This is a genomic window from Streptomyces rhizosphaerihabitans (assembly GCF_025399795.1).
Classification (GTDB): domain Bacteria; phylum Actinomycetota; class Actinomycetes; order Streptomycetales; family Streptomycetaceae; genus Streptomyces; species Streptomyces rhizosphaerihabitans.
The window spans coordinates 107,463-132,724 of the sequence record NZ_JAODTZ010000015.1; the positions used below are offsets into that span (position 1 = coordinate 107,463).

The 25,262-nt window shown below is 69.8% G+C and carries 20 protein-coding genes; 13 read left to right on the forward strand and 7 right to left on the reverse strand.

The features are described 5' to 3' along the window. Positions 1 to 8: 8 nt before the first annotated feature. The 6 genes from N4G66_RS17440 to N4G66_RS17465 form a co-directional block, all read right to left on the reverse strand. Positions 9 to 1,313 (reverse strand): M20/M25/M40 family metallo-hydrolase, encoded by a 1,305-nt coding sequence (locus N4G66_RS17440; RefSeq protein WP_261705037.1) that lies wholly within the window; start codon positions 1,311 to 1,313, stop codon positions 9 to 11. Continuing rightward, complete coding sequence (locus N4G66_RS17445) at positions 1,306 to 2,139, reverse strand: M55 family metallopeptidase (protein ID WP_261705038.1); 834 nt, start codon at positions 2,137 to 2,139, stop codon at positions 1,306 to 1,308. The genes N4G66_RS17440 and N4G66_RS17445 overlap by 8 nt, the downstream gene beginning before the upstream one ends. 74 nt (positions 2,140 to 2,213) lie before the next feature. Further along, positions 2,214 to 2,939 carry a class I SAM-dependent methyltransferase gene (locus tag N4G66_RS17450; protein ID WP_261705039.1) on the reverse strand — a complete coding sequence of 242 codons (726 nt, stop codon included), beginning with the start codon at positions 2,937 to 2,939 and terminating at the stop codon, positions 2,214 to 2,216. Positions 2,940 to 3,200: 261 nt separating this feature from the next. Beyond that, complete coding sequence (locus N4G66_RS17455; RefSeq protein WP_261705040.1) at positions 3,201 to 5,657, reverse strand: SpoIIE family protein phosphatase; 2,457 nt, start codon at positions 5,655 to 5,657, stop codon at positions 3,201 to 3,203. A gap of 290 nt (positions 5,658 to 5,947) precedes the next feature. Beyond that, positions 5,948 to 8,338 (reverse strand): MFS transporter, encoded by a 2,391-nt coding sequence (locus N4G66_RS17460; RefSeq protein WP_261705041.1) that lies wholly within the window; start codon positions 8,336 to 8,338, stop codon positions 5,948 to 5,950. Positions 8,339 to 8,625: 287 nt separating this feature from the next. Continuing rightward, a complete protein-coding gene (locus N4G66_RS17465) occupies positions 8,626 to 9,069 on the reverse strand; it encodes an SRPBCC family protein (RefSeq protein ID WP_261705042.1) in 444 nt (147 codons plus the stop codon). 183 nt (positions 9,070 to 9,252) lie between these two features. Here N4G66_RS17465 and N4G66_RS17470 point away from each other — a divergent pair, with 183 nt between their 5' ends. The 4 genes from N4G66_RS17470 to N4G66_RS17485 all read left to right on the forward strand — a co-directional run bounded on the left by N4G66_RS17470 (position 9,253) and on the right by N4G66_RS17485 (position 13,134). Then, complete coding sequence (locus N4G66_RS17470) at positions 9,253 to 10,311, forward strand: Rv2578c family radical SAM protein (protein WP_261705043.1); 1,059 nt, start codon at positions 9,253 to 9,255, stop codon at positions 10,309 to 10,311. A 242-nt stretch (positions 10,312 to 10,553) separates the two neighbouring features. Beyond that, positions 10,554 to 12,143: an alpha/beta hydrolase gene (locus tag N4G66_RS17475; protein WP_261705044.1), complete on the forward strand. Its 1,590-nt coding sequence runs from the start codon at positions 10,554 to 10,556 to the stop codon at positions 12,141 to 12,143. 59 nt (positions 12,144 to 12,202) lie between these two features. Further along, on the forward strand, positions 12,203 to 12,601 hold the full coding sequence (locus N4G66_RS17480; RefSeq protein ID WP_261705045.1) for a RidA family protein: 399 nt from the start codon (positions 12,203 to 12,205) through the stop codon (positions 12,599 to 12,601). 20 nt (positions 12,602 to 12,621) lie between these two features. After that, positions 12,622 to 13,134, forward strand: a complete 513-nt coding sequence (locus N4G66_RS17485) for a GNAT family N-acetyltransferase (RefSeq protein WP_261705046.1) — start codon at positions 12,622 to 12,624, stop codon at positions 13,132 to 13,134. 155 nt (positions 13,135 to 13,289) lie between these two features. On the opposite strand, the gene N4G66_RS17490 is transcribed toward N4G66_RS17485, so the two are convergent. Further along, positions 13,290 to 13,874: an adenylosuccinate lyase gene (locus N4G66_RS17490; protein WP_261705047.1), complete on the reverse strand. Its 585-nt coding sequence runs from the start codon at positions 13,872 to 13,874 to the stop codon at positions 13,290 to 13,292. A gap of 370 nt (positions 13,875 to 14,244) precedes the next feature. Here N4G66_RS17490 and N4G66_RS17495 point away from each other — a divergent pair, with 370 nt between their 5' ends. From N4G66_RS17495 to pssA, 9 genes are all read left to right on the forward strand, one after another. After that, positions 14,245 to 16,050, forward strand: a complete 1,806-nt coding sequence (locus tag N4G66_RS17495; protein ID WP_261705048.1) for a 3-hydroxyacyl-CoA dehydrogenase family protein — start codon at positions 14,245 to 14,247, stop codon at positions 16,048 to 16,050. Positions 16,051 to 16,186: 136 nt separating this feature from the next. Beyond that, a complete protein-coding gene (locus N4G66_RS17500) occupies positions 16,187 to 16,999 on the forward strand; it encodes a TetR family transcriptional regulator (protein ID WP_261705049.1) in 813 nt (270 codons plus the stop codon). Positions 17,000 to 17,475: 476 nt separating this feature from the next. Then, positions 17,476 to 18,813 carry a crotonyl-CoA carboxylase/reductase gene (ccrA, locus tag N4G66_RS17505; protein WP_261705050.1) on the forward strand — a complete coding sequence of 446 codons (1,338 nt, stop codon included), beginning with the start codon at positions 17,476 to 17,478 and terminating at the stop codon, positions 18,811 to 18,813. A 9-nt stretch (positions 18,814 to 18,822) separates the two neighbouring features. Next, entirely contained in the window at positions 18,823 to 20,871 is a 2,049-nt protein-coding gene (locus tag N4G66_RS17510; RefSeq protein WP_261705051.1) for a protein meaA, read from the forward strand. Further along, a complete protein-coding gene (locus N4G66_RS17515) occupies positions 20,868 to 21,833 on the forward strand; it encodes an HpcH/HpaI aldolase/citrate lyase family protein (RefSeq protein ID WP_261705052.1) in 966 nt (321 codons plus the stop codon). The genes N4G66_RS17510 and N4G66_RS17515 overlap by 4 nt, the downstream gene beginning before the upstream one ends. A gap of 5 nt (positions 21,834 to 21,838) precedes the next feature. Then, a complete protein-coding gene (locus tag N4G66_RS17520) occupies positions 21,839 to 22,366 on the forward strand; it encodes a MaoC family dehydratase (RefSeq protein WP_261705053.1) in 528 nt (175 codons plus the stop codon). Positions 22,367 to 22,368: 2 nt separating this feature from the next. Continuing rightward, complete coding sequence (locus N4G66_RS17525; protein ID WP_261705054.1) at positions 22,369 to 23,574, forward strand: acyl-CoA dehydrogenase family protein; 1,206 nt, start codon at positions 22,369 to 22,371, stop codon at positions 23,572 to 23,574. 170 nt (positions 23,575 to 23,744) lie between these two features. Beyond that, entirely contained in the window at positions 23,745 to 24,392 is a 648-nt protein-coding gene (locus N4G66_RS17530; protein ID WP_261705055.1) for a phosphatidylserine decarboxylase, read from the forward strand. Between the two features lie 22 nt (positions 24,393 to 24,414). Continuing rightward, entirely contained in the window at positions 24,415 to 25,233 is an 819-nt protein-coding gene (gene pssA / locus N4G66_RS17535) for a CDP-diacylglycerol--serine O-phosphatidyltransferase (RefSeq protein ID WP_261705098.1), read from the forward strand. The last annotated feature ends 29 nt before the right edge of the window (positions 25,234 to 25,262 follow it).

The window sequence follows — 25,262 nt, forward strand, 5'->3', positions numbered from 1 at the left end:
GTCCCCCCCTAGGCCGTACGCAGAAAGCGGTCGAGGACGCGGACGCCGAAGTGGAGCGCCTCGACCGGGACGCGCTCGTCGACTCCGTGGAACAGTGCCTGGTAGTCGAAGCCCTCCGGGAGCTTCAGCGGCGCGAAGCCGTAGCCGGTGATGCCGAGGCGGGAGAACTGTTTGGCGTCCGTGCCGCCCGACATGCAGTAGGGCACGACATGGCCCTCTGGTGCGAACTCCTCGACGGCCGCTCGCATCCTCGCGTACGTCGGCGAGTCCAGCGGCGCCTGGAGGGCCACCTCGTGGTGATGGAACTCCCACTCCACGTCGGGCCCGGTGAGCCGGTCCAGTGTCGAACGGAACTCGTCCTCGCCGCCAGGCAGATATCTGCCGTCCACGTACGCGACGGCCTCCCCCGGAATCACATTGATCTTGTAACCGGCGCTCAGCATGGTCGGGTTGGCGCTGTTGCGGACGGTCGGCTCGACGAGCGCGGCGGCCGGCCCGAGCTTGCGCAGGAGGGCGTCCACGTCGTCCAGGCCCCCGTCCACGCCGTACAGGGCGGCGAGTTCGGTCAGGGCGGCCCGTACGGTCGGGGTGATGCGCAGCGGCCACTCGTGGGCGCCGATGCGGGTGATCGCACCGGCGAGGCGGGTCACCGCATTGCTCCGGTTCACCTTGGAGCCGTGGCCCGCCCGTCCCCGCGCGGTGAGCTTGAGCCAGCCGGTGCCGCGCTCGCCCGCGGCGATCGGATACAGCTGCCGGCCGCTGCCGTCGTGGAAGGTGAACGCCCCCGACTCGCTGATGCCCTCGGTACAGCCCTCGAAGAGTCCGGGATGCTTGTCGGCGAGGAAGCCCGAGCCGTCCTCGGCGCTCGCCTCCTCGTCGGCGGTGAAGGCGATGACCAGGTCGCGCCGGGGCCGTACCCCCTCGCGCGCCCAGGCCCGGAGGACGGCGAGGATCATCGCGTCCATGTTCTTCATGTCGACCGCGCCCCGCCCCCAGACGACGCCGTCGCGGATCTCTCCGGAGAACGGGTGAACGCTCCAGTCCTCGGCCTGCGCGGGCACCACGTCCAGATGGCCGTGGACCAGCAGCGCGTCGGCGGACGGGTCGGTGCCCTCCAGCCGGGCGACGACGTTCGTACGCCCCTTGGCGCGCTCCAGGAGCGTGGGTTCGAGTCCCGCCTCGGCGAGCCGCGCGGCGGCGTACTCGGCGGCCGGGCGCTCCCGGCAGTCTCCGCCGCCCCGGTTGGTCGTGTCGATCCGGATGAGGTCGGAGGTGAACCGGACGACCTCGTCGAGTGCCCGTGCGTCAGCCATACTGCTCCTCCACCGCGGCCGAGACGATCGTGGTGACCGCCTTGAAGGTCCGAATCCCCTCGTACATCGTGTCGCTGGTGTACGCGATCCTGCGCTCGCCGACACGGCCGACACCCGGCACGACGGTGGCGGCCATCGCCAGGTGCTCGGCGTCGAACTCCAGGGCGACGGTGAACGGGCCGCCGACGACCGGCTCGTGCCGCACCGCCAGCGCCGCCGCCTCCTTGGCCGCGGCCCGGATGTCCGCGGCCGTCCTGGCCGGTGTGCGGCACACGGCCGCGTACCGCGAGACATGGTCCTTCACCGCGACCTTCAGCGCCTCGGGCGCGTACCCGAGGGCGTCCTCGCACGCCACGTCGTCGCCGGTGACCAGCACCACCGGCACGCCGTACTCGGCGACGACATGGGCGTTGAGCAGCCCTTCACTGGCCCGTACGTCGTTGACCCACACGCCCGTGATGGAGTTCGCCAGATAGGTGTGCGCGAGGACGCCCTCCATGCCCGCTCCCGCGTGGTAGCCGACGAACGCGATGCCGTCCACGTCGTCGTGCTGCACTCCCTCGACCATGGACAGCGACTTGTGGCGCCCGGTGAGCATCTCCGCTCTCTCGTCGAGCCTCTCCAGCAGCAGGTTCCGCATGGTCCAGTGGGCTTCGTTGATCAGCACCTCGTCGGCACCGCCGTCGAAGAAGCCGAGCACCGCGGCGTTCACGTCCGAGGTGAACAACGCGCGGCACCGCTCCCACTGGGGAGTTCCCGGCAGCACGTCGGCCGGCCAGGTCACACCCGTGGCGCCTTCCATGTCGGCGCTGATGAGGATCTTCATGCCCGAAACCGTACGCGCTTCGCCCGGGCCCGGCAGAGCCTGTGGACAACTCCCACGGGTCCAGACCGGTGATGTCACCCGGAGCGTCCGGCCACCAGCCACCGCGACGGAAGCTCGATGCGGGTGCCTTCGGGCGTGTGCTCGGTCGTGACGAGCGGGAGTTCGCCGCTCGCGAGGACCGCGAGGCCTGCCTGGCGCAGGTACTCGGGGACCGCCGCGTCCGCGACCTCGCCGGGGGCGATGCCATGCCGGAACACCGGGGCCAGCTTGGCCGGAGGGCCGTCCGGGCTCTGGGCCAGCCCCCGCAGGAGCGGGCCCGCGGCCTCCGCGAGCTCGACCAGGAAGATCCGGCCCCGCTCCCCCGCCAGCGTGGCAAGCCCGTCCGCCAGCGGCTGCCGGTCGTCCGGCTCGGCCTGGTGGAGCACGCCCCGCATATAGACATTGGCATCGCCGAGCTCCGCGTGCAGCGCCTCGGCCTCTGTCTTGTCCGCCGCGTCGAGCAGCCGGTACCGGGCCCGGCCCGCCGGATCGGCGGTGCGGGCGTGGTCGAGCGCCGTCGGCGCGAGATCGGTGCCGACGACCTGCGGGAAACGGTCGGCCAGGAAGCGGGTCTGGGTGCCGTTGCCGCAGCCGACGTCCACAAGGGGCAGGTCGGGTGCCGTCAGACGCGGCTCGAAGAGGGCGAGGTGGACCGCGGCCGTGAGCGCGGGCGCGGCATCCCAGAAGACCCCGCCCTCTTCGCCGGGGGCCTCGCGCCAGAAGCCCTCCCAGGCCCCTCTGTACCGACTGCTCACGCTCATGCCCGCTCCCGGGGTCGCGACCGCGCCCGCCGGGACCCGGCGGGCCTGATCGGTCTACCGCGCACGGCGTCCGACGACAAGCAGACGGCGCATTCCTTCACCGCTCATTCGAACCGCGTACGCCTTCGCACGCCGAGCCCGCCTCCTACCGCGCGGGCGTCACGTGTCCGCGACGCAATGCGTGTCCGCGACGAAGGAACGAACCGTCTGCTGGGAGAACACGACGGTTTCACGGGATGAAGTCGGCTTCGCGGGATCAACTCAGCTGCGCGGGAGCGTCAGTTCGAACCACACGGTCTTGCCCGCGCCGGTACGGCTGGCCCCCCACTCGCGGGACAGCGCGCTGACCAGCCGCAGGCCTCGCCCGAACTCGTCGCCGGGACCCGCGCTGACCAGTGCCGGGAGCGTGTGGTCTTCGTCTTCCACCTCGCACAGCAGGGTGTCACCGCGAACGAGCCGCAGCTCGATCCGGCGGCTGTGCGCATGCCGTATCGCATTGGTGACGAGCTCGCCGACCATCAGTTCGGCGTTGTCGGTGAGGCCGGACAGGCCCCACACGTGCAGCTGTTCGCGGACCACGGCGCGCGCCCTGCCGACCTCGACCGGGTCGAGCACCAGGCGCCATACGGCGACGTCCTCGGACTCGATTCCGTTGAGCCGGGCCATCAGCAGGGCTACATCGTCCTTGCGCCCGCCGCGGGTGTTGAGCGCGCGGATGATGGTGTCGCAGGCGTGGTCCATGGAGGCGGCCGGGTGGGCGGCGGATTCGCAGAGGGTGGCGAGACCGACACCGATGTCCTCGCCACGCACCTCGACCAGCCCGTCGGTGCACATCACGAGCCGGTCGCCGGGCTCCACTCGCACACGGACCGCTTCGAAAGGCACGCCGCCGACCCCGATGGGCGCTCCGGTCGGCAGATCCAGCAGCTCGCTGCGGCCGTCCTCGGCGCGGACGAGGACCGGCGGGATGTGGCCCGCGTTGGCTATGTGCAGTTTTCCGGCGATCGGGTCGTAGACGGCGTACAGGCAGGTCGCGAGGTAGCTGTCACCGAGGCGCTGGGCGAGGTCGTCGAGGTTGCGCAGAAGCTGGGCGGGCGGCAGGTCGAGCGCGGCCATGGTCTGTACGGCGGTGCGCAACTGGCCCATCATCGCTGCGGAGTTGAGGCCGTGGCCCATGACGTCCCCGACGACCAGGGCGGTGCGCGAGCCGGGCAGCTTCACCGAGTCGAACCAGTCGCCGCCGACGCGTCCGAGGAGTGTTCCCGGCAGATAGCGGGTGGCGATGTCGCAGCCGGCCATGCGGGGCGCGATGGTCGGCAGCATGCTGTCCTGGAGGGTCTCGGCGACGCTCTCCTGGTATGTGTACATGCGCGCGTTGTCCAGCACCAGGCCTGCGCGGGCTGCCAGTTCGGCGCCGGTGACCCGGTCCATGTCGTTGAACTCGACGCGCTCCGGGTGACGCAGCAGGATCATGAACCCGAGCACCACATTGCGGGCCTTGAGCGGCACGACCAGCATGGAGCGGTGGGTGATGAGCGGCCTGATGTCGCGCTTCTCGAACTGCGCGGCGATCATGTGCCCCATCTGCTCGCTGATGCGCGGCACGAGGACGGGCTCACCACTGGTCATGCACTGGAAGAACGGCGTGTGTGCCGGAAAGGGCATGGCCTCGCCGACCGGCACGACATCGTCCCAGCGGCCCGGCTCGTCCGTGTGCTCCAGGGCGACCCGGTGCCACATGGTGGTGGTGTCGGGAACGCCTTCGGGAAAGCCCTCCCCGGCGACGACCTGCTCACGCAGATAGGTGCCCGCAACGTCCGTGAAGCGCGGTACGACGGCCCGGCTGACCTCCAGGATGGTCTGCGCCAGGTCGAGGGAGGTTCCGATGCGCCCGCTGACCTCGTTCAGGAACTCCAGACGCTCACGCACGGCGACGTACTCGAGGTCCTCGCCCTCGTCGTCCGGGAGGCCCTGCGTCACGGGCACGCCGGAGGCCGCCGCTTGTGCCGCCCGCTCACGGCGCGCCTTGCGTTCCGCGCGCCGCGGCACTCCCCAGTCCGGGGTGACGGGCACGCGGTCGTTCTGGCTGAACTCCAGGACGGGATAGCCCAGTTCAAGAACCTGCGAAACGATGCGGGCGCTCTCGCCGACGCTCATGCTGGGCAGGATCTCGGGCAGCCGGCGGGCCAGCTCCTCGGCGCCGGGGAAGTCCGTGTGCAGTGCGAAGCCCGGCGCGATGCGCTCGAAGGAGACGTCGTCGTCCTCGTGGCGCATCGCGGCGGCGTCGGCGGCCAGCACGAGCAGCCGCTCGTTGCCGGGGCCCACCAGGGGGTAGGCCCACCACAGGACGTCGGTCCGGTCGGGACCCGCCGCGGTGAGGCGGGCGCGTCCGGCGGCCGGGTAGGACAGCCGCCCGTCCAGGGAGGACTCCAGGCCGGGCCCGAGCCCGTCGTACGTCGCGTAACTCCCGAAGGGGGCCGCGTCCGTGTCCTCGGGGAGCGCGCCGGAGACGGGGAGCAGGTCCACGACGTGGCGGCCCAGTGCTTCTTCCTTGGGGGCGCCGAACATACGACGTGCGCCGCTGCTCCAGTGGGAGACGAGTCCGTCGCGATCCACGACGACCACGGCCAGCGGGATGCGGCCGGTGGCGGCGTGCTCCACCGCGCCGTTCCCAGCTCCGCGGCTGGGAGCTGCGCCCACTTCGGTGCCACGGTCCATGGCCCAGGCCCTCTCTCCCCACGGCTCCGCAAGATCTGTGCCGCCTCCACTACCGTACGGCGGCGGCCCGTCGCGATGTGTGGCAATAGGGGAATTGAAACCCGCGGGGGCGGCTCCGGCGCGCGGCGCGCCCCTCGGGAAGCCGGTCGATCCGGCCCGCCCGGCCCGTACGGCACACCTGCCCGGGTACCCGTGTCGCGCGCCCAACCCGCAGACCCAACTCACAGACCCAGCCCGCAGACCCAGCCCGCAGACCCGGATCGCTTACCCGGATCGCGCATGACCTCGCGTCAGTTCTCGTGCCCCAGTTGCAGATCCCGTTCCGTCCGGCCGCCCCCGGCGACCTGGAGCACGGTGGCCACCGGCGGATAGCCCGCCGCGATGACCGTGTACTCGCCGGACGACAGATCGATGAACCGGAACGTTCCGTCAGGGCCGGTGGTGAGGGTGTCCACCACATTGCCCGCGGCGTCCAGCAGCGTCACGCGCGCGTCCTCGACGGGGCGTCCGCCGCCCGCCCGGACGGTGCCGCGCAGCACGGCGCCACCGGCGAGCTCGACGTCCTGGCGGGTCTCCCGGGCCGCCTGGACGGTCACCGGGAGCGCGGCCGGACGGAACGCGGGCGCGCCGGCGGCGAGGGTGTACTCGCCGGCCACCAGTTCCGTGATGACGTAACCGCCCTCGCGTCCGCTGCGCGTGGTGGCCACCACCTCGCCGTGCACGTTGGTGAGGGTGACTGTGGCCTCCCGTACCGGAGTGCCGTCCGCGGTGAGCACACTGCCGGCCAGGCGTCCCGCGCCGCCGAGGACGACGTCGAGTTCCACCGGCCGTTCGCCGACGGTCACCGAGACGGCCTGCGGCTGGTGGCCTCCGGCCGCGGCGATCAGCACGTACGAGCCCGCGCCGGGCGTGGACAGCGCGTACCGGCCGTCCTCTCCGCTGGCGCCCCGTCCGATCTGCTGTCCTCCGATGTCGATGAGGGTGAGCGCGGCGCGCGCCACGGCGGTGCCGTCGGGGTGCTGCACCGTGCCGCAGACGGGGGTCCCGGCCGCGTACCCCGAACGGGCCTGCGGAATGCGGTCGTTCATCCGCGCGACCCCCGGGTCGGCGGTGGATGCGTTGTGGGACACCAGCGGTTTCTCCTTGAGGAAGAAGGCGATGAGCAGGCCGAGGACGAGTACCGGCACGAGGTAGAGGAAGATCCGCGGCATGGCGTCCGCGTAGGCGCCGATGTACTGGTCGCGCAGAGCGGCGGGCATCGCGTGGACGAGCTGTGGGGTGATGGACTCGGCGTCCGGGGTCGTCACGCCCGCGTGCGGGGGGAGGCGATCGGCGAGCGCGTCGGCCAGCCGGTCGGCGAAGAGCGTGCCGAAGACGGCGGCTCCGACGCTGCCGCCGATCTGCCGGAAGTAGTTGTTGGCACTGGTCGCGGTACCGAGGTCGGCCGCACGAACGGAGTTCTGCACGGCGACCACCAGGACCGGCATCACCATGCCGATGCCGACACCGAGGACCGCCATCCAGACGCTGTAGTGCAGCCGGGGAGTCCCGGCGTCGAGGCGGGAGAGCAACCACATGCCGAGGGCCGAGAGGGCGCAGCCGAGGACCGGGAAGACCTTGTAGCGGCCGCTGCGGCTGATGAGCTGCCCGGAGACGACGGAGGCGACGACGATGCCGCCCATCATGGGGAGCATCAGGAGCCCGGATTCCGTCGCACCGGCGCCGTCGACCATCTGCAGGAACGTGGGGAGATAACCGGCGGCCCCGAAGAGGGCGGCTCCGACGACCAGACCGACGAGCGCGGTGACGTTGAAGACAGGGTCCCTGAACAGCCGCAGGGGGATGAGGGGTTCGACCGCGAAGCGCTCGACGACGAGGAAGAGCACCGTCGTGGCGACCGCGCCCGCCCCGAGTGCGAGGACGACCCGTGAGCCCCAGGCGTACTCGGTGCCGCCCCAACTGGTCAGCAGGACCAGGCAGGTCGACGCGGCGGCGAGGAGCAGTACTCCGAGGACGTCGACACGTCCTCGGACGGCGGGCTTCGGCAGTTTCAGTACGACCGTGACGACGGCCAGCGTGACCAGTCCGAAGGGCACGTTGACGTAGAAGCACCAGCGCCACGAGAGGTGATCGGTGAAATAGCCGCCCAGCAGGGGTCCCGCGACCGAGGCGAGCCCGAACGCGGCGCCGATCAGCCCCATGAACCGGCCACGTCGGCGCGGCGGCACGATGTCCGCCATGATCGCCTGCACGCCGATCATGAGGCCGCCGGCGCCGATGCCCTGGACCGCGCGGAAGGCGATCAACTGGTCCATGGTCCGCGCCCGTCCGGCGAGCGCCGAGCCGATGACGAAGACGGCGATGGCGAACTGGAAGACGCCCTTGCGGCCGTAGAGGTCACCGAGCTTGCCGTAGACCGGGAGCCCGACGGTGGAGGTGAGCAGATAGGCGGTGATCGCCCAGGACATCCGGTCGAGGCCGTGCAGCTCTCCGACGATCCTCGGGAGCGCGGTGGCCACGATCATCTGCTCAAGTGCGGCGAGGAGCAGGGCCGGGATCAGACCGCAGAAGATCAACCGCACCTGGCGCGGAGTCGGCCGGGCGGACTCCACGGCCACCGGAGCGGGCCCCCGCGCGAGGGCGACGGCCGGTTCGTCCTGCACCAGAGTGATCCCGCCCACGTACCGCTCCCCTCGTCGCACCGGCCACACAATTCCCGCTAAACGCGACAACTGCGAGCAAGCGTGACGAGTTACGGTGTACCGTCGCGCGAAAGGGAGATCCACCCGAAACGGTGAGGGCACAACACGCCCTCGGGCGCGGCCTCTTGGCGACCGCACCCGCCAAGTCGCCGCCCGGGGGCCGCGCCTCGCTCCCCGGGAGACAAGTACCTCCCGGTCCCCGAAATCACTTCTCGGTCCGCACAGTCACCACCCCGGTCCGCAAAGTCACTTCGCGGTCCGCGGACTCACTTCTCGGTCTGCGTCGCGAGGTTGGCGAGCAGGGCGCCGTAGATGCGACCCAGGCCCTTGGGCGCGAAGGTCCGCTCGAAGAAGCCGCCGACGCCGCCCGCGCCGTTCCAGACACTGGTGACCACGACACGCGACTTCCCCTCACCGGCCGGGGTGACCCGCCAGGTGGTGACCATGGAGGAGTTGCGGTCCTTCTCGACGAGCTCGCCGTCGGTGGGCTCGCTCACCTCGAGCAGGCAGTCACGGACCCGCTTGCTGGTGGCCTGGAGCTTCCAGTGGACGAGGGTGCCCTCGCCGTCGCCGCCCTCGCGCACCTCGTACTCGCTGAAGTGCTCGGGCAGCAGCTTCGGGCGCGTGCCGCTGTAGTCGGCCAGGGCGTCGAACACCGCCTCCGCGTCCGCCGCGATGACCCGCTCCGTCGTGGCCTCGACCTGCGCCATGGCACTTCCTCCAGCACTTGGTTCCTCGGGGATGTGCGGCCAGCCAACCACCCGGCGCCCCGGCCGCCCAAATCGGGGTGCCCGTGGCACGCGGGCGGCCCCGGCGGGACGCCACGGGAAACAGGTCGCACGATCAAGGGAACATGTGTTCTATTCTCTGTCCAGTGCTATCGAGGAGGCGCCATGCGCTGGGAGAACCTGACTGCGGACCCCGCCGGAGGCCCCGCCCGGGACGCCGCCCTGTTCGGCGCGGACGCGGTCACCACGCGAACCTTCGACACTCCGGAGTTCCGCGGGATCACGTTCCACGAGATACGGGCGCGGTCGATCGTGAACCGGGTACCGGGGGCCTCCCGCATGCCCTTCGAGTGGACGGTGAACCCCTATCGAGGCTGCACGCACGCGTGTGTCTACTGTTTCGCCCGCAAGACGCACAGCTATCTGGACCTCGACACCGGACTCGACTTCGACTCGCAGATCGTCGTGAAGGTCAACGCCCCGGAACTGCTGCGCCGTCAGCTCGCCTCGCGGCGCTGGCACGGCGAGCACATCGCGATGGGCACCAACGTCGACTGCTACCAGCGCGCGGAGGGCCGGTACGGGCTCATGCCGGGCATCATCGCGGCCCTGCGCGACCGCGCGAACCCCTTCTCGATCCTGACGAAGGGCACGCTCATCCTGCGCGACCTCGACCTCCTGAGGCAGGCGTCCGAGGTCACCGACGTCGGGATCTCGGTCTCCGTGGGCTTCACCGACACCGAGCTGTGGCGCACCGTGGAGCCGGGCACACCGGCCCCTGAGCGCCGCCTGGACGTCGTGCGCACCCTGACGGACCACGGCATCGACTGCGGCGTCCTGATGGCCCCCGTGATCCCCTTCCTGGGCGACCATCCCGCCCAGCTGCGCGCCACCGTACGGGCCGTCGCGGCCTCGGGGGCGACCTCGGTGACCCCGCTGGTGCTGCATCTGCGACCCGGCGCCCGTGAGTGGTTCATGGCCTGGCTGGAGCACCACCACCCCCACCTCGTACCGCGCTACGAGCGGCTGTACGCGGAGGGTGCCTACGCCCCGAAGTGGTACCAGCGCCGGATCACCCGTCAGGTCCACGAGCTGGCACAGGAGTACGGCATCGGTCCCGCGCGCGCGGGAATGCCGCGCCGGATCACCGCCCCCGAGCCCGCCGTCCCGTCGGCGTCCACGGCACCGACGGCACCCGGACCGACTCAGCTGACGCTGCTCTGAGGCCGCCCTGAGGCTGCTCCGACGAGCCGTCACGACGGTCCATCACGGCGGCCGTCGCACGCTTTGCGAGGCCGCCCGATCCCGGACGGCCGCCGGGAGCGCTTCCGGCGGCATCCGAGCGCATCCCGCCATCCAATCGGGTCGAGTCTTGCCGGAACGCGTTCTTCCGGTACCCCCTTCCGGGACGATACGGCGAAGGCCGTGGCGTGCACGGCTCGAAATCCTCCGTCCTGGGAGGCCTTGTGAAGAAACGCGCAGCTGCTCTGTGCGGGGCGGCCGCCGTGCTGGCCGGGATGATCACTTCGATCCCCGCCGACGCGAGCGCCGGCTCCGCTGCCGCACCGCGCACCACCTCCACCCCGACCGCGAAGCCCAGCTGGAAAAAGTGCGGCACCAGTGACTATCCGACGCTCCAATGCGCGTCCCTGAAGGTGCCGCTGGACCACACGAACCCCTACAGCGAGCGGATCACCCTCGCCCTGTCCCGCGTCCCGCACACCGCGAAGACGTACCAGGGGCCGCTGCTGGTCAACCCGGGCGGTCCCGGCGGCAGCGGGCTGACGCTGGCCGGATTCGTCGCCGCCACGCTGCCCAAGGCCGTGGCGGCGCAGTACGACGTCATCGGTTTCGACCCGCGCGGTGTCGGCGCGAGCAAGCCCGCGCTGGACTGCAAGCCGGGGCACTTCAAGCCCGTCCGTCCCGACACCGTCCCGAGCACCCGGGCGATCGAGAAGGCCAACCTCAGCCGCGCCAAGGCCTTCGCCCAGGCGTGCGGCACGAAGTACGCGAAGCTGCTGCCGTACATGGACACGGTGAGCGCGGTCCGCGACATGGACACGATCCGCGGCGCGCTCGGCGCCAAGAAGATCAACTACTTCGGCTACTCGTACGGCACCTACCTGGGGGCCGTGTACGCCAAGCTCTACCCGCAGCGGGTCCGCCGGCTGGTCCTGGACTCCATCGTCGACCCCACCGGTGTCTGGTACGACGACAACCTCAGTCAGGACTACGCCTTCAACGACCGCCACCTGGCGTTCCTGGCGTGGGTCGCCAAGAACAACGCGGCCTACAAGCTCGGCACCGACCCGGCCAAGGTCGAGGCCAAGTGGTACGCGATGCGCGCGGCACTCGCCAAGAACCCCGCGCAGAAGACGGTGGGCGCCTCCGAACTGGAGGACACCTTCATCCCGGGCGGCTACTACAACGGCTACTGGCCCTACCTCGCCGAGGCGTTCGCGTCCTACGTGAACAGCAAGAACTCGGACGCGCTCGTCGAGGCCTACGACAACTTCGGCGCCGTCGGCGCCTCGGGCGACAACGGCTACAGCATCTACACGTCGGTGCAGTGCCGTGACGCGTCCTGGCCGCGCGACTGGCGCCAGTGGCGCAAGGACAACTGGGCGGTGTACGACAAGGCGCCGTTCATGGCCTGGAACAACGCCTGGTACAACGCGCCGTGCGCGTTCTGGCCCACGGACTCGCTCCGGCCGGTGGACATCTCCAACCACCGTCTGCCGCCGACGCTGCTCTTCCAGGCGACCGACGACGCCGCCACTCCCTACGAGGGGGGTGTCACCGTCCATCACCAGCTGCGCGGCTCCAGCCTGGTGGTCGAGCAGGGCGGCGGGAACCACGGCATCACGCTGAGCGGCAACGCCTGCCTGGACAAGTACCTGGCGGCGTATCTGGCCAACGGCAAGGTGCCGCACGGCAGCGGCGAGGCCGACGCGGTGTGCAGGACACTGCCCGACCCGAAGCCGCTGGCCTCGAAGGCCGCGTCCGCCTCGTCGCGAGGTTCGACGCTGCACGGACTGCTCGGCCACCGGGGCTGAACGTCCCCGCAGCGGCGCCCGTCGGGGGCGTTGTCGGACTCATGGTCCACCATGGACCCATGAGCAGGCCGACGCGCATCCCCGCCCCCGACGGGCTCGCCCCCGCCGCCGCGTACTCCCATGTCGTGACAGGCACGGGCCGCTTCGTCGCGGTGTCGGGCCAGCTCCCCCTGGACGAGGACGGCAAGCTCGTCGGCGAGGGTGACGCCGAGGCGCAGGCCCGCCAGGTGTTCGAGAACCTCCGCCGATGCCTGGCGGCGGCGGACGCCACCTTCGACGACGTCGTCAAACTCACCTTCTTCGTCACGGACATGGCCCACATGCCCGCGATCCGGGCCGCCCGCGCCGCCCACATCCCCGCAGACCGTCTTCCTGCCGCCTCGGCGGTCCAGGTCGCCGCCCTGATCCGTCCCGAGTTCCTGATGGAGATCGAGGCGTACGCGGTGGTCGGCGGGTGAGCGGGCCATGGGTTCGTGAGATGACCCTCGACGACTGTCCGCGGGTGGCCGAGATCCGGGTGCGCGGCTGGCAGAGCGCGTACAGGGGCCTGATACCGCAGTCGTACCTCGACGGGCTCAGCGTCGCCGAGGACGCGGCGCGCCGCCGCCGCAACCTCGAACAGGGCGACGGCAGCATCGTGAACCTGGTCGCGGAGCGCGACGGCGTCATGGTCGGCTGGGCCTGCCACGGACCGCACCGGGACAGCGAAGTCCACTCCGGGGAAGTCGAGTTGTACGCCATCTACGTGCATCCCGATCTGTTGGGCCAGGGTGTCGGGCGCGCCCTGCTGCGGGAGTCCGCCGGCCGCTGTGCGGCGGCCGGGCACGAGCGCATGCTGCTGTGGGTCCTGAAGGAGAACACCACGGCCCGCCGTTTCTACGAACGGGCCGGTTTCCGCCCCGACGGCGCCGAGGAGCCCTTCGAGGCAGCCGGGGTCGAGGTACCCGAGGTGCGCTACGCGCGCGTACTGACCGGCACGAGGCTCGCCTGACGGACGTCGGGGTCGCTTGGCGGACTGCCGGTTCGAGCTGCCACCGGGCTCGACCGGCGGACGCCGGGTCCGAGCTCGCACCGGGCCGCGTGTGCCTGCACCGGCACGGGCACGTCGGCCGACGTGAGCGGGGGCGGACGTGCAGACAGGTGTGCCTAGACCTCTTCCTTCGGCAGCCGGGTCAGGGCCCGCACGGCCGTCTCCGCGAGCGCCGGATGGGCCAGCGCTTCGTTCAGGACCGGTCGCGCGCGGGCGTCACCGAGGACGCCCAGGCCTTCCGCGCACGCGAGGGCGACCCTGCGGTACGGGTCGTGCGGGCGCAGCCGGCGTTCCAAAGCGGTGATCAGCGCGGGTACGGCTTCGGGCGCGCGCAGTTCGACCAGGAGCCGTACGGGCTGGAGGGCGTACGCGACCCGCAGTTCGTTGGTGGCGAGCGCAGCGGCGGCGCGGGCCGTACGCGGGTCGCCGAGCCGGGCCAGGGCCTGCGCGGCGGACGCGCAGCGCTGCGGATCACGGTGGTTGAGCAGCAGGACGAGCGCCTCGAAGGCCCGCCGGTCCCCGGCCGTGCCGAGCCGGAAGGCGACCAACTCCCGGGCCCAGAGCGGCTGTCCGGGCTCGGTCAGCGCGGCGGCCAGCACGTCGGGGTCCTCGGTCGCCGCAAGACGTTCGAACGCCGCCGAGGCCCCGGACCCGGCCTCGGTCCGCAAACGCTCCGTGAGTGATCGCAACTCTTCGTCCATGGGCCGAGCTTAGGCAAGCCCCATGAGGTGCGGGGACGTACATCACAAAGTCGGGGACTGGCGCGCTCGTTACCGGCGGGTTAAGCTCAGACGAGCGAGTTACCCACTCGCATCGAACCTCATGGCGGCCTGGTGACGCAGCCGCCGTGAGAGCAGTCGGTTCGGTACTTCAGGTACCTCAGTGCGACATGGCTCCGGGACAGGGCCGGTCGGCTTTCACCGCCCATGGGCGCCCGTTCGTCGGCGCTTCGGGACGGCACCGGGCGTGTGCGCTCGTCAGCCCGGAAACACCCGCAACCTCCGCACGGTGTGCGCCTGTCGGCGTACCCGCGTGCGCTCCTCAGTCGTCACCTCTTCCAGGAGTCCCGCGATGGCCACTCCCCTGTCCGACACCCCTCTGTCCCCGCTGAAGACCGTCGCCGTCATCGGCCTCGGCACCATGGGCACCGGCATCGCCGAAGTCCTGGCCCGAGCCGGCCGTGACGTCATCGGCATCGACATCAGCGAAGCCGCGGCCGCCCAGGCCGTGGCCACCCTCGAAGCCTCCACCGCCCGCGCCGTGCGCCGCGAGCACCTCAGCGAGCAGGAGCGCACGGACGCCCTCGCCCGCTTCCGCACCTTCACCGACCTCGCGGCCGCCGCCGACGCCGACCTCGTCATCGAGGTGACCCCGGAGTCGTACGAGATCAAGCAGCAGGTCTTCCGGGCGCTCGACACCATCGTGCGTCCCCAGGCGATCCTCGCGACGGGCACCAACGCGCTGTCCGTGACGCGGCTCGCCGCCGACTCGGCCCATCCCGAGCGCGTGCTCGGTCTGCACTTCTTCAACCCGGCGCCCGCGATGAAGCTCGTCGAGGTCGTCTCCTCGGTGCTGACCGCGCCGACCGCCGTCGCCGCGGTCACCGACCTGGCGCTCGAACTCGGCAAGGAGCCCGTCGCGGTGGGCGACCGCCCCGGTTTCGTCGCCGACGGGCTGCTCTTCGGCTACCTCAACCAGGCAGCCGCGATGTACGAGGCGAAGTACGCCTCCCGCGAGGACATCGACGCGGCGATGAAGCTCGGCTGCGGGCTGCCCATGGGCCCGCTCGCACTGCTCGACCTGATCGGCGTGGACACCGCGCGGACCGTCCTGGAGGCGATGTACTCCGAGTCGCACGACCGGCTGCACGCCCCCGCGCCCATCCTCAAGCAGCTCAGCGAGGCGGGCCTGACCGGGCGCAAGTCCGGCCGCGGCTTCTACTCGTACGAGGCCCCGGGCAGCGACGCCGTCGTGCGGGACGCGCTGACGCCGCTGGAGGGCGCCGTCCTGGCGGAGGGCCGTACGGTCCGCTCGGTGGGTGTCGCCGGCTCCGGCACGATGGCCTCCGGTATCGCGGAGGTCTTCGCGAAGGCCGGGTACGAGGTCGTCCTCGCGGCCCGTACCGAGGAGAAGGCGCAGACCGCGAAGGCCCGTATCGGCAAGTCGCTCTCCCGTTCCGTCGACAAGGGCCGGATGACGGCCGAGGCGGCGGCGCGGACCCTGGAGCTGATCACGCCGACCGGCAGCTACGACGACTTCGCCGAGGTCGATCTGGCGCTGGAGGCGGTCGCCGAGGACCTGGAGATCAAGCAGCAGCTGTTCGGCACGTTCGACAAGGTCTGCAAGCCCGGCGCGATCCTCGCCACCACCACCTCCTCGCTGCCCGTCGTCGCCTGCGCCCGCGCCACCTCGCGCCCGCAGGACGTGATCGGCATGCACTTCTTCAACCCGGCCCCGGCGATGAAGCTCGTCGAGGTCGTGCGGACCGTGCTGACCGCGGACGACGTGCACGCCACCGTGCGCGAGGTCTGCGCGAAGATCCGCAAGCACCCGGTGGACTGCGGTGACCGGGCCGGCTTCATCGTGAACGCGCTGCTCTTCCCCTACCTGAACAACGCGATCAAGATGGTGCAGGAGCACTACGCCTCGCTCGACGACATCGACGCGGCGATGAAGCTGGGCGGCGGCTACCCGATGGGGCCCTTCGAACTGCTCGACGTGGTCGGGCTCGATGTCTCGCTGGCCATCGAGAAGGTCCTGCACCGCGAGTTCCGCGACCCGGGACTCGCCCCCGCGCCGCTCCTGGAGCACCTGGTGGCCGCGGGCTGCCTCGGCCGCAAGACGGGCCGCGGCTTCCGCGAATATGCCCGCCGCTGAGCGTCCGGGCGACTGGTTCGCGGACGACGCCGACTGGGGCGGACTGCTGGGCCCCGCCGGATACCCCCCGCCCGTCCAGGGCGGGGGGTTCCCCGGACATGCGCGCTCTCCTGCGCACATGGAGTACGTTCGGGGCATGTCCCAGCCCGCCAGGTCCTCACGTACACCAGCCACGCCCGATGCGCCGGAGAGTGCCGCCGGCAGCCGCGCGGCGGCCCAACGGCTCAAGATGCGCCGGGAGCTGGCGGCCGCGGCCATGGAGCTGTTCGCGGCCAAGGGGTACGAGGCGACCACCGTCGACGAGATCGCGGCCCAGGCCGGGGTGGCCCGCCGCACGTTCTTCCGCCACTTCCGCTCCAAGGAAGAGGCGATCTTCCCCGATCACGACGACACCCTGATCCGGGCCGAGGCGGTGCTCAACGCGGCGCCCGCGCACGAGCATCCGCTCGACACCGTGTGCCGCGGCATCAAGGAAGTCATGAAGATGTACGCGGCCCAGCCGGAGATCTCCGTCTCGCGCTACAAGCTGACGCGCGAGGTGCCGACGCTGCGCGAGGCCGAGATCGCCTCGGTGGCCCGCTACGAGCGGCTCTTCACCCGCTATCTCCTCGGCCACTTCGACGAGCACGCGCACGACGACGACGCCAACGACGATCCGCTGCTCGCCGAGGTCGCCGCGTCGGCCGTGGTCACGGCCCACAACCACGTCCTGCGGCGCTGGCTGCGGGCGGGCGGCCAGGGCGACGTGGAAACGCAGTTGGACCACGCCTTCGCCATCGTCCGCAAGACCTTCGGCACCGGAATCGGCGCGGGACGGGAGACCGCGCCGCGACCGGCGCCGGCCTCGTCCTTCACCGAGGGGGACGTGCTCGTGACCGTGGCCCGTGTCGACGCTCCGCTGGACCAGGTGATGCGCACGATCGAGCAGGCACTCAAGGAACGGTCCTAGCGACCCCCTCCCCCACCACGCCTGCCCTCGCCCCACCCCCTCGGCAACACCGCCCGTTCACACTCTCCGAACGGGTCGACCTACTCGCCGGACGTGCTCGATTCGAGCGCGTCCGGCGTTTTTTGTGCCCCGATCCGGGTGTTTTGCGGCCTGATCTGATCGATCATCGCTCACGTGTTACGTAAAGATTTCACCTGAGCGCAACTTCTGGCACTCCGTGCCTTGTCAGGTGACACGGCGTGCCATACGTTGAAGGAGTCCGGGCGGCCGGCGTGCAGAGACCATTCGTACGCCGGCTGTCCCCGCAAGCCCCATGGCCTGCGCGCCCGGACGCCTGCGTCACAGGCAACCTCCTGCGCCAACCACAGCGCTGCCACAGCACCACCTCCGCCGAACCGACGGCACACCCCTCAGCAGCAGCACCGACGTAACCCTCAGCGTTCCCCCTCAGAACGCGCATCGCCGGAGGCAACACCGTGAAGGAAATCCTGGACGCGATTCAGTCGCGGACCGCCACGTCCGCCGACTTCGCCGCACTTCCGCTCCCCGAGTCCTACCGCGCGATCACCGTGCACAAGGACGAGACGGAGATGTTCGCCGGGCTCAGCAGCCGCGACAAGGACCCCCGCAAGTCGATCCACCTGGACGACGTGCCGGTGCCGGAGCTCGGACCGGGCGAGGCACTGGTCGCCGTGATGGCGTCCTCCGTGAACTACAACTCGGTCTGGACGTCGATCTTCGAGCCGGTGTCGACCTTCAACTTCCTGGAGCGCTACGGGCGGCTCAGTGATCTCAGCAAGCGCCACGACCTGCCGTACCACATCATCGGCTCGGACCTCGCGGGCGTCGTCCTGCGCACCGGCCCGGGAGTCAACTCCTGGAAGCCCGGCGACGAGGTCGTCGCGCACTGCCTGTCCGTCGAGCTGGAGTCCTCCGACGGCCACAACGACACGATGCTCGACCCCGAGCAGCGCATCTGGGGCTTCGAGACCAACTTCGGCGGCCTCGCCGAGATCGCGCTCGTCAAGTCCAACCAGCTGATGCCCAAGCCGGACCACCTGAGCTGGGAGGAGGCCGCCGCCCCCGGGCTGGTGAACTCCACCGCCTACCGGCAGCTCGTCTCCCGCAACGGCGCCGGCATGAAGCAGGGCGACAACGTCCTGATCTGGGGCGCGAGCGGTGGACTCGGCTCGTACGCCACGCAGTTCGCGCTCGCCGGCGGTGCCAACCCGATCTGCGTCGTCTCCAGCGAGCAGAAGGCGGACATCTGCCGCTCGATGGGCGCCGAGGCGATCATCGACCGCAACGCCGAGGGCTACAAGTTCTGGAAGGACGAGCACACCCAGGACCCGAAGGAGTGGAAGCGCTTCGGCAAGCGCATCCGCGAGTTCACCGGCGGCGAGGACATCGACATCGTCTTCGAGCACCCGGGCCGCGAGACCTTCGGCGCCTCGGTCTACGTCACCCGCAAGGGCGGCACCATCACCACCTGCGCCTCGACCTCGGGCTACATGCACGAGTACGACAACCGCTACCTGTGGATGTCGCTGAAGCGGATCATCGGCTCGCACTTCGCGAACTACCGCGAGGCCTGGGAGGCCAACCGCCTCGTCGCCAAGGGCAAGATCCACCCGACGCTCTCCAAGGTCTACTCCCTGGAGGAGACCGGGCAGGCCGCCTACGACGTGCACCGCAACCTCCACCAGGGCAAGGTCGGCGTGCTCGCGCTGGCGCCCCAGGAGGGCCTGGGCGTGCGCGACGAGGAGAAGCGCGCCCAGCACATCGACGCCATCAACCGCTTCCGGAACGTCTGAGGTCCAGCCATGACAGAGCGTCAGACCGCGCAGGCGGAGAGGGTGAAGGACCGGCCGTGGCTCATGCGTACCTACGCCGGCCACTCCACCGCCGAGGCGTCCAACGAGTTGTACCGGCGCAACCTCGCCAAGGGGCAGACGGGGCTCTCCGTGGCCTTCGACCTGCCGACGCAGACCGGCTACGACCCCGACCACATCCTCGCCCGCGGCGAGGTCGGCCGGGTCGGCGTGCCGGTCTCGCACCTAGGTGACATGCGCCGGCTGTTCCAGGACATCCCCCTGGAGCAGATGAACACCTCGATGACCATCAACGCCACCGCCATGTGGATGCTGGCGCTCTATCAGGTCGTCGCCGAGGAGCAGGGTGCCGACATCACCCAGCTCCAGGGGACGACTCAGAACGACATCGTGAAGGAGTACCTCTCGCGGGGGACGCACGTCTTCCCGCCGGTGCCCTCCCTCCGTCTCACGACGGACATGATCACGTACACGGTCAACCACATCCCCAAGTGGAACCCGATCAACATCTGCAGCTACCACCTGCAGGAGGCGGGCGCCACACCGGTCCAGGAGATCGCGTACGCGATGTCCACCGCGATCGCCGTCCTGGACGCGGTGTTCGCGTCCGGGCAGATCGCCGAGGACCGCAAGGGCGATGTCGTGGCCCGCATCTCCTTCTTCGTGAACGCGGGCGTCCGCTTCATCGAGGAGATGTGCAAGATGCGGGCGTTCGGGCGGATCTGGGACAAGATCACGCGCGAGCGGTACGGCATCGAGAACCCCAAGCAGCGGCGCTTCAGGTACGGCGTCCAGGTCAACTCCCTCGGTCTGACCGAGGCGCAGCCGGAGAACAACGTCCAGCGGATCGTCCTCGAGATGCTGGCCGTGACCCTCTCCAAGGACGCACGCGCGCGTGCCGTGCAACTGCCCGCCTGGAACGAGGCGTTGGGCCTGCCCCGCCCGTGGGACCAGCAGTGGTCGCTGCGCATCCAGCAGGTGCTGGCGCACGAGAGCGACCTGCTGGAGTACGAGGACATCTTCGAGGGCTCGCACGTCATCGAGGCCAAGGTGACCGAACTCGTCGAGGAGTCGCTGGCCGAGATCGACCGGATCGAGGCGATGGGCGGCGCGATGGCCGCCGTCGAGTCCGGCTACCTCAAGTCGCAGCTCGTCTCCTCGCACGCCGAGCGCCGGGGCCGTATCGAGGGCGGCACCGACAAGATCGTCGGCGTCAACATCTTCCAGTCGACCGAGCCGAACCCGCTCACGGCCGACCTGGACGCGGCGATCATGACGGTCGACCCGGCGGTCGAGGCCCGGGTGATCTCCGCGCTGGGGACCTGGCGTGACACGCGCTACCAGCCGCCCTTCAACCACCCGCGCCCGTGCAAGGCGCTGGAGCGGCTGAAGGAGGCCGCGAAGGGCACCGCCAACCTCATGGAGGCCACCCTGGAGTGCGCCCGCGCCGGTGTCACGACCGGCGAGTGGGCCGGGGCCCTGCGCGAGGTGTTCGGCGAGTTCCGCGCCCCGACCGGCGTCTCGTCCGCGCCCGTCGCGGTCACCGCCGAGGAGGGCACCGGGCTCGCCCTGGTGCGCCGCAAGGTGGAGCTGACCGCCAAGGACCTGAACGTCGGCAACCTCCGGTTCCTGGTGGGCAAGCCGGGCCTGGACGGACACTCCAACGGCGCCGAGCAGATCGCCGTGCGGGCCCGCGACGCCGGGTTCGAGGTGGTCTACCAGGGCATCCGGCTCACCCCGGAGCAGATCGTGGACGCGGCTGTGGCCGAGGACGTGCACGCTGTCGGCCTGTCCATCCTGTCCGGCTCGCACGCCCAGCTGGTGCCGGACGTCCTGGAGAAGATGCGCGCGGCCGGCGCGGGCGACATTCCGGTGATCGCGGGCGGGATCATCCCGAACGCCGACGCCGAACAGCTGCGGGCCGCGGGAGTGGCCGCGGTCTTCACACCGAAGGACTTCGACATCACCGGAATCATCGGCCGTATCGTCGACGAGATCCGGAAAGCGAACAAGCTCGACCCCCTGGAGGTCCCCGCATGACCACGCCCGTGAACCGTCTGCGTCCCAGGCGCTCCTGTCTCGCCGTGCCGGGCAGCAACCCCCGCTTCCTGGAGAAGGCCCAGGGGCTCCCCGCGGACCAGGTCTTCCTCGACCTGGAGGACGCGTGCGCGCCGCTGGCCAAGCCCGACGCCCGGCACACCATCGTCAAGTTCCTCAACGAGGGTGACTGGACCGGCAAGACGCGGGTCGTGCGCGTCAACGACTGGACCACCGAGTGGACGTACCGCGATGTCGTCACGGTCGTCGAGGGCGCGGGCCAGAACCTCGACTGCATCATGCTGCCGAAGGTGCAGACGGCCGAGCAGGTCGTAGCCCTTGACCTGCTGCTGACGCAGATCGAGAAGACGATGGGCTTCGAGGTCGGCAAGATCGGCATCGAGGCGCAGATCGAGAACGCCCAGGGCCTGAACAACGTCAACGAGATCGCCACGGCCTCGCAGCGCGTGGAGACGATCATCTTCGGCCCGGCCGACTTCATGGCGTCGATCAACATGAAGTCGCTGGTCGTGGGTGAGCAGCCGCCCGGCTACCCGGCGGACGCCTACCACTACATCCTGATGAAGATCCTGATGGCCGCGCGCGCCAACAACCTCCAGGCGATCGACGGTCCCTACCTCCAGATCCGCAACATCGACGGCTACCGCGCGGTCGCCCAGCGCGCCGCCGCGCTCGGCTTCGACGGCAAGTGGGTGCTGCACCCGGGTCAGGTGGAGGCCTCCAACGAGATCTTCTCCCCCTCGCAGGAGGACTTCGACCACGCCGAGCTGATCCTGGACGCGTACGACTACTACACGTCCGAGGCAGGCGGCAAGAAGGGCTCCGCGATGCTCGGCGACGAGATGATCGACGAGGCCAGCCGCAAGATGGCGCTCGTCATCTCGGGCAAGGGCCGGGCCGCCGGCATGCAGCGCACCACCTCGTTCGAAGCCCCGGAGGCCTGAGCACCATGCAGTTCGGACGCACCTACGAAGAGTTCGAGGTCGGGGCGGTCTACAAGCACTGGCCCGGGAAGACGGTCACGGAGTACGACGACCACCTCTTCTGTCTGCTGACCATGAACCACCACCCCCTCCACATGGACAGCAACTATGCGGAGAAGACGACCGATTTCGGCAAGAACGTCGTCGTCGGGAACTACATCTACTCGCTGCTCCTCGGGATGTCCGTGCCGGACGTCTCGGGCAAGGCGATCGCCAACCTGGAGGTCGAGTCGCTGAAGCACGTGGCGCCGACCTTCCACGGCGACACGATCTACGGCGAGACCACGGTCCTCGACAAGACGCCCTCCCGGTCCAAGTCGGACCGCGGGATCGTCTACGTCGAGACCAAGGGCTACAAGCAGGACGGCACGCTGGTCTGCGTGTTCCGCCGCAAGGTCATGGTCCCCACCGAGACGTACATCAAGGAGCGCGGCGGCGAGCAGCCCGGCCGGCCCGAACTCACCGCACCCGCGGAAAAGAAGACGGAGAAGTAGTCATGGCGCGACTCGCCCAGACCGCCGGTCTGACCGACGTCCAGCAGGAGATCCTCTCCACCGTCCGCGATTTCGTGGACAAGGAGATCATCCCGGTAGCGACCGAGCTGGAGCACCGCGACGAGTACCCGCAAGAAATCGTCGACGGCCTCAAGGAGCTGGGCCTCTTCGGGCTGATGATCCCCGAGGAGTACGGCGGCCTGGGCGAGTCCCTCCTGACGTACGCGCTGTGCGTCGAGGAGATCGCCCGTGGCTGGATGTCGGTCTCCGGCATCATCAACACCCACTTCATCGTGGCGTACATGATCAAGCAGCACGGCACGCAGGAGCAGAAGGACCACTTCCTGCCCCGCATGGCGCTCGGTGAGACGCGCGGCGCCTTCTCGATGTCGGAGCCGGCGCTCGGTTCGGATGTGTCGGCGATCACATCGAAGGCGGTGAAGGACGGCGAGGAGTACGTCCTGAACGGCCAGAAGATGTGGCTGACGAACGGTGGAACGTCGAATCTGGTGGCCGTTCTCGTCCGGAGTGACGAAGGACACCCCGAGGGCACGGCGCCCCACAAGTCGATGACGACCTTCCTGGTGGAGAAGGAGCCCGGCTTCGGAGAGGTCCGCCCCGGCCTCACCATTCCCGGGAAGATCGACAAGATGGGTTACAAGGGGGTCGACACCACCGAACTCATCATGGACGGACTGCGCATTCCGGCCGATCGCGTACTCGGCGGGACCACCGGCCGAGGGTTTTACCAAATGATGGACGGAGTCGAGGTCGGCCGCGTCAATGTCGCGGCCCGTGGCTGCGGCGTCGCGCAGCGTGCATTTGAGCTCGGCGTCTCATATGCCCAGCAACGTCACACTTTCGGCAAAGCCATCGCCCAGCACCAGGCGATCCAGTTCAAGCTGGCCGAAATGGCTACCAAGGTCGAGGCCGCCCATGCAATGATGGTGAACGCGGCTCGCAAAAAGGACTCCGGGGAACGAAACGACCTCGAAGCAGGGATGGCGAAGTACCTCGCCTCCGAGTACTGCAAAGAGGTGGTGGAAGATGCTTTCCGGATCCACGGCGGCTACGGCTTCTCCAAGGAGTACGAGATCGAACGCCTCTACCGTGAGGCGCCGATGCTGCTGATCGGTGAAGGTACCGCCGAAATCCAGAAAATGATCATCGGGCGCCGACTGCTCGAAGAGTATCGACTCCAGGGCTAAGTGTCCGGGTTCGGGGTGTTTTCTTCGCGAAGAAGATCACACCCCGTCAGCACTCTTCCGCCGTCGACTCCGCATCTTGGCTTGCCCAGTTGCGGTCTGCGACCGGTACGATCGCGTGAAAGCCGCCGTCCCCCGTTCGAGCGCGGCATCATCCGCTACGAAGGTCATCCATGCCCCACAGCCAAACCTCTGCACCTCGCGGCCGGGTCCGCCTCGCGCGCGGAGCATCGCCGTGGCTTCTCCCGACCGTTGCCACCGCAGCACTCAGCCTGGCCCGTTCGCGCCGTTCCGGCGCGGCCAAGGCCGTGGCCGTACCCGTCACCGCGCTCGCGGCCGGGATGCTGTGGTTCTTCCGCGACCCCGAGCGTGAGATCGCGCAGGGCCGTGTCATCTCGCCCGCCGACGGTGTGGTGCAGAGCATCATGCCGTGGAAGGACGGACGCACCCGAGTCGCGATCTTCATGAGCCCGCTCAACGTCCACGTCAACCGCGCGCCACTCTCCGGCACGGTGACGTCGGTCGAGCACATCCCCGGTGGGTTCGTTCCCGCTTTCAACAAGGAGAGCGAGAACAACGAGCGCGTCGTCTGGCACTTCGACACCGAGCTCGGTGACATCGAGATGATCCAGATCGCCGGCGCGGTCGCCCGTCGCATCGTGCCCTACATCCCTCAGGGCACGAAGGTCGAGCAGGGTGACCGGATCGGACTGATCCGCTTCGGCTCGCGCGTGGACATCTACCTCCCCGAGGGTGTCGAGGTCGACGTGGAGGTCGGTCAGAAGACCGTGGCTGGGGTGACTCGAATTGACCGTGATTGATCCCGAGACACAGGCCGGCTGGGTGCCGGAGGCCGATGAGGTGGACGACGACGAGGAGATGCCCCTCTCGCTCCGCCTCTCGATAGCCGACACGCTCACTCTCGGCAACGCCACGTGCGGCTTCATGGCGGTGTACTTCACCACCACCGGGATCCTGATCCCGCACCTCACGGGCAGCGACGAGTCGGGCATGGCCCGTCACTCCGCCGCGACGGCCGTGATCCTCATGCTGTGCGCCGCGGTCTTCGACCTGTTCGACGGCCTGGTGGCCCGCAAGCTGCGCTCCTCCCCCATGGGCGCCGAGCTGGACAACCTGTCCGACCTGATCAGCTTCGGTCTCGCGCCGGCGTACTTCGTGCTCGTGTACGGCATGGTCGCGGACGACGCGTACCAGAAGGTGGCCGCGGTCGGAGCGATCGTGGTGCTCCTGGCCGTGGTGCTGAGGCTCGCGAGATTCTCCTGCGTCACGGTGAAGGACGGCACGTTCCAGGGCATGCCGAGCCCCTTCGGCGCCCTGACGGTGGTCTCCATCATCCTGCTCGAGCTGCCCTTCGTCGCCACGCTCATGGCGATCATGGGCACCGCCTGGCTGATGGTGAGCCGGGTCGAGTACCCCAAGCCGCGTGGTCGCCTCGCGGTCGCGATGCTCTCCTGGATCGTGCTCTCGATGGGTCTCCTGGCGGCCTGGGCGTTCGACGCCCCGGGCGGTCAGCTGCTCCTCCAGACCGGCTGTGCGCTGCAGCTGGTCATGGGCGCGGTGATCCCGCTGTTCGCCACGGCCCGCCGGGTGAACAACTTCCGGGGCAACCGCCGTGAGGCACGAGCCGCACAGCTCCCGTAACACCCCGTACGTCACGAAGGGCCCCGAAC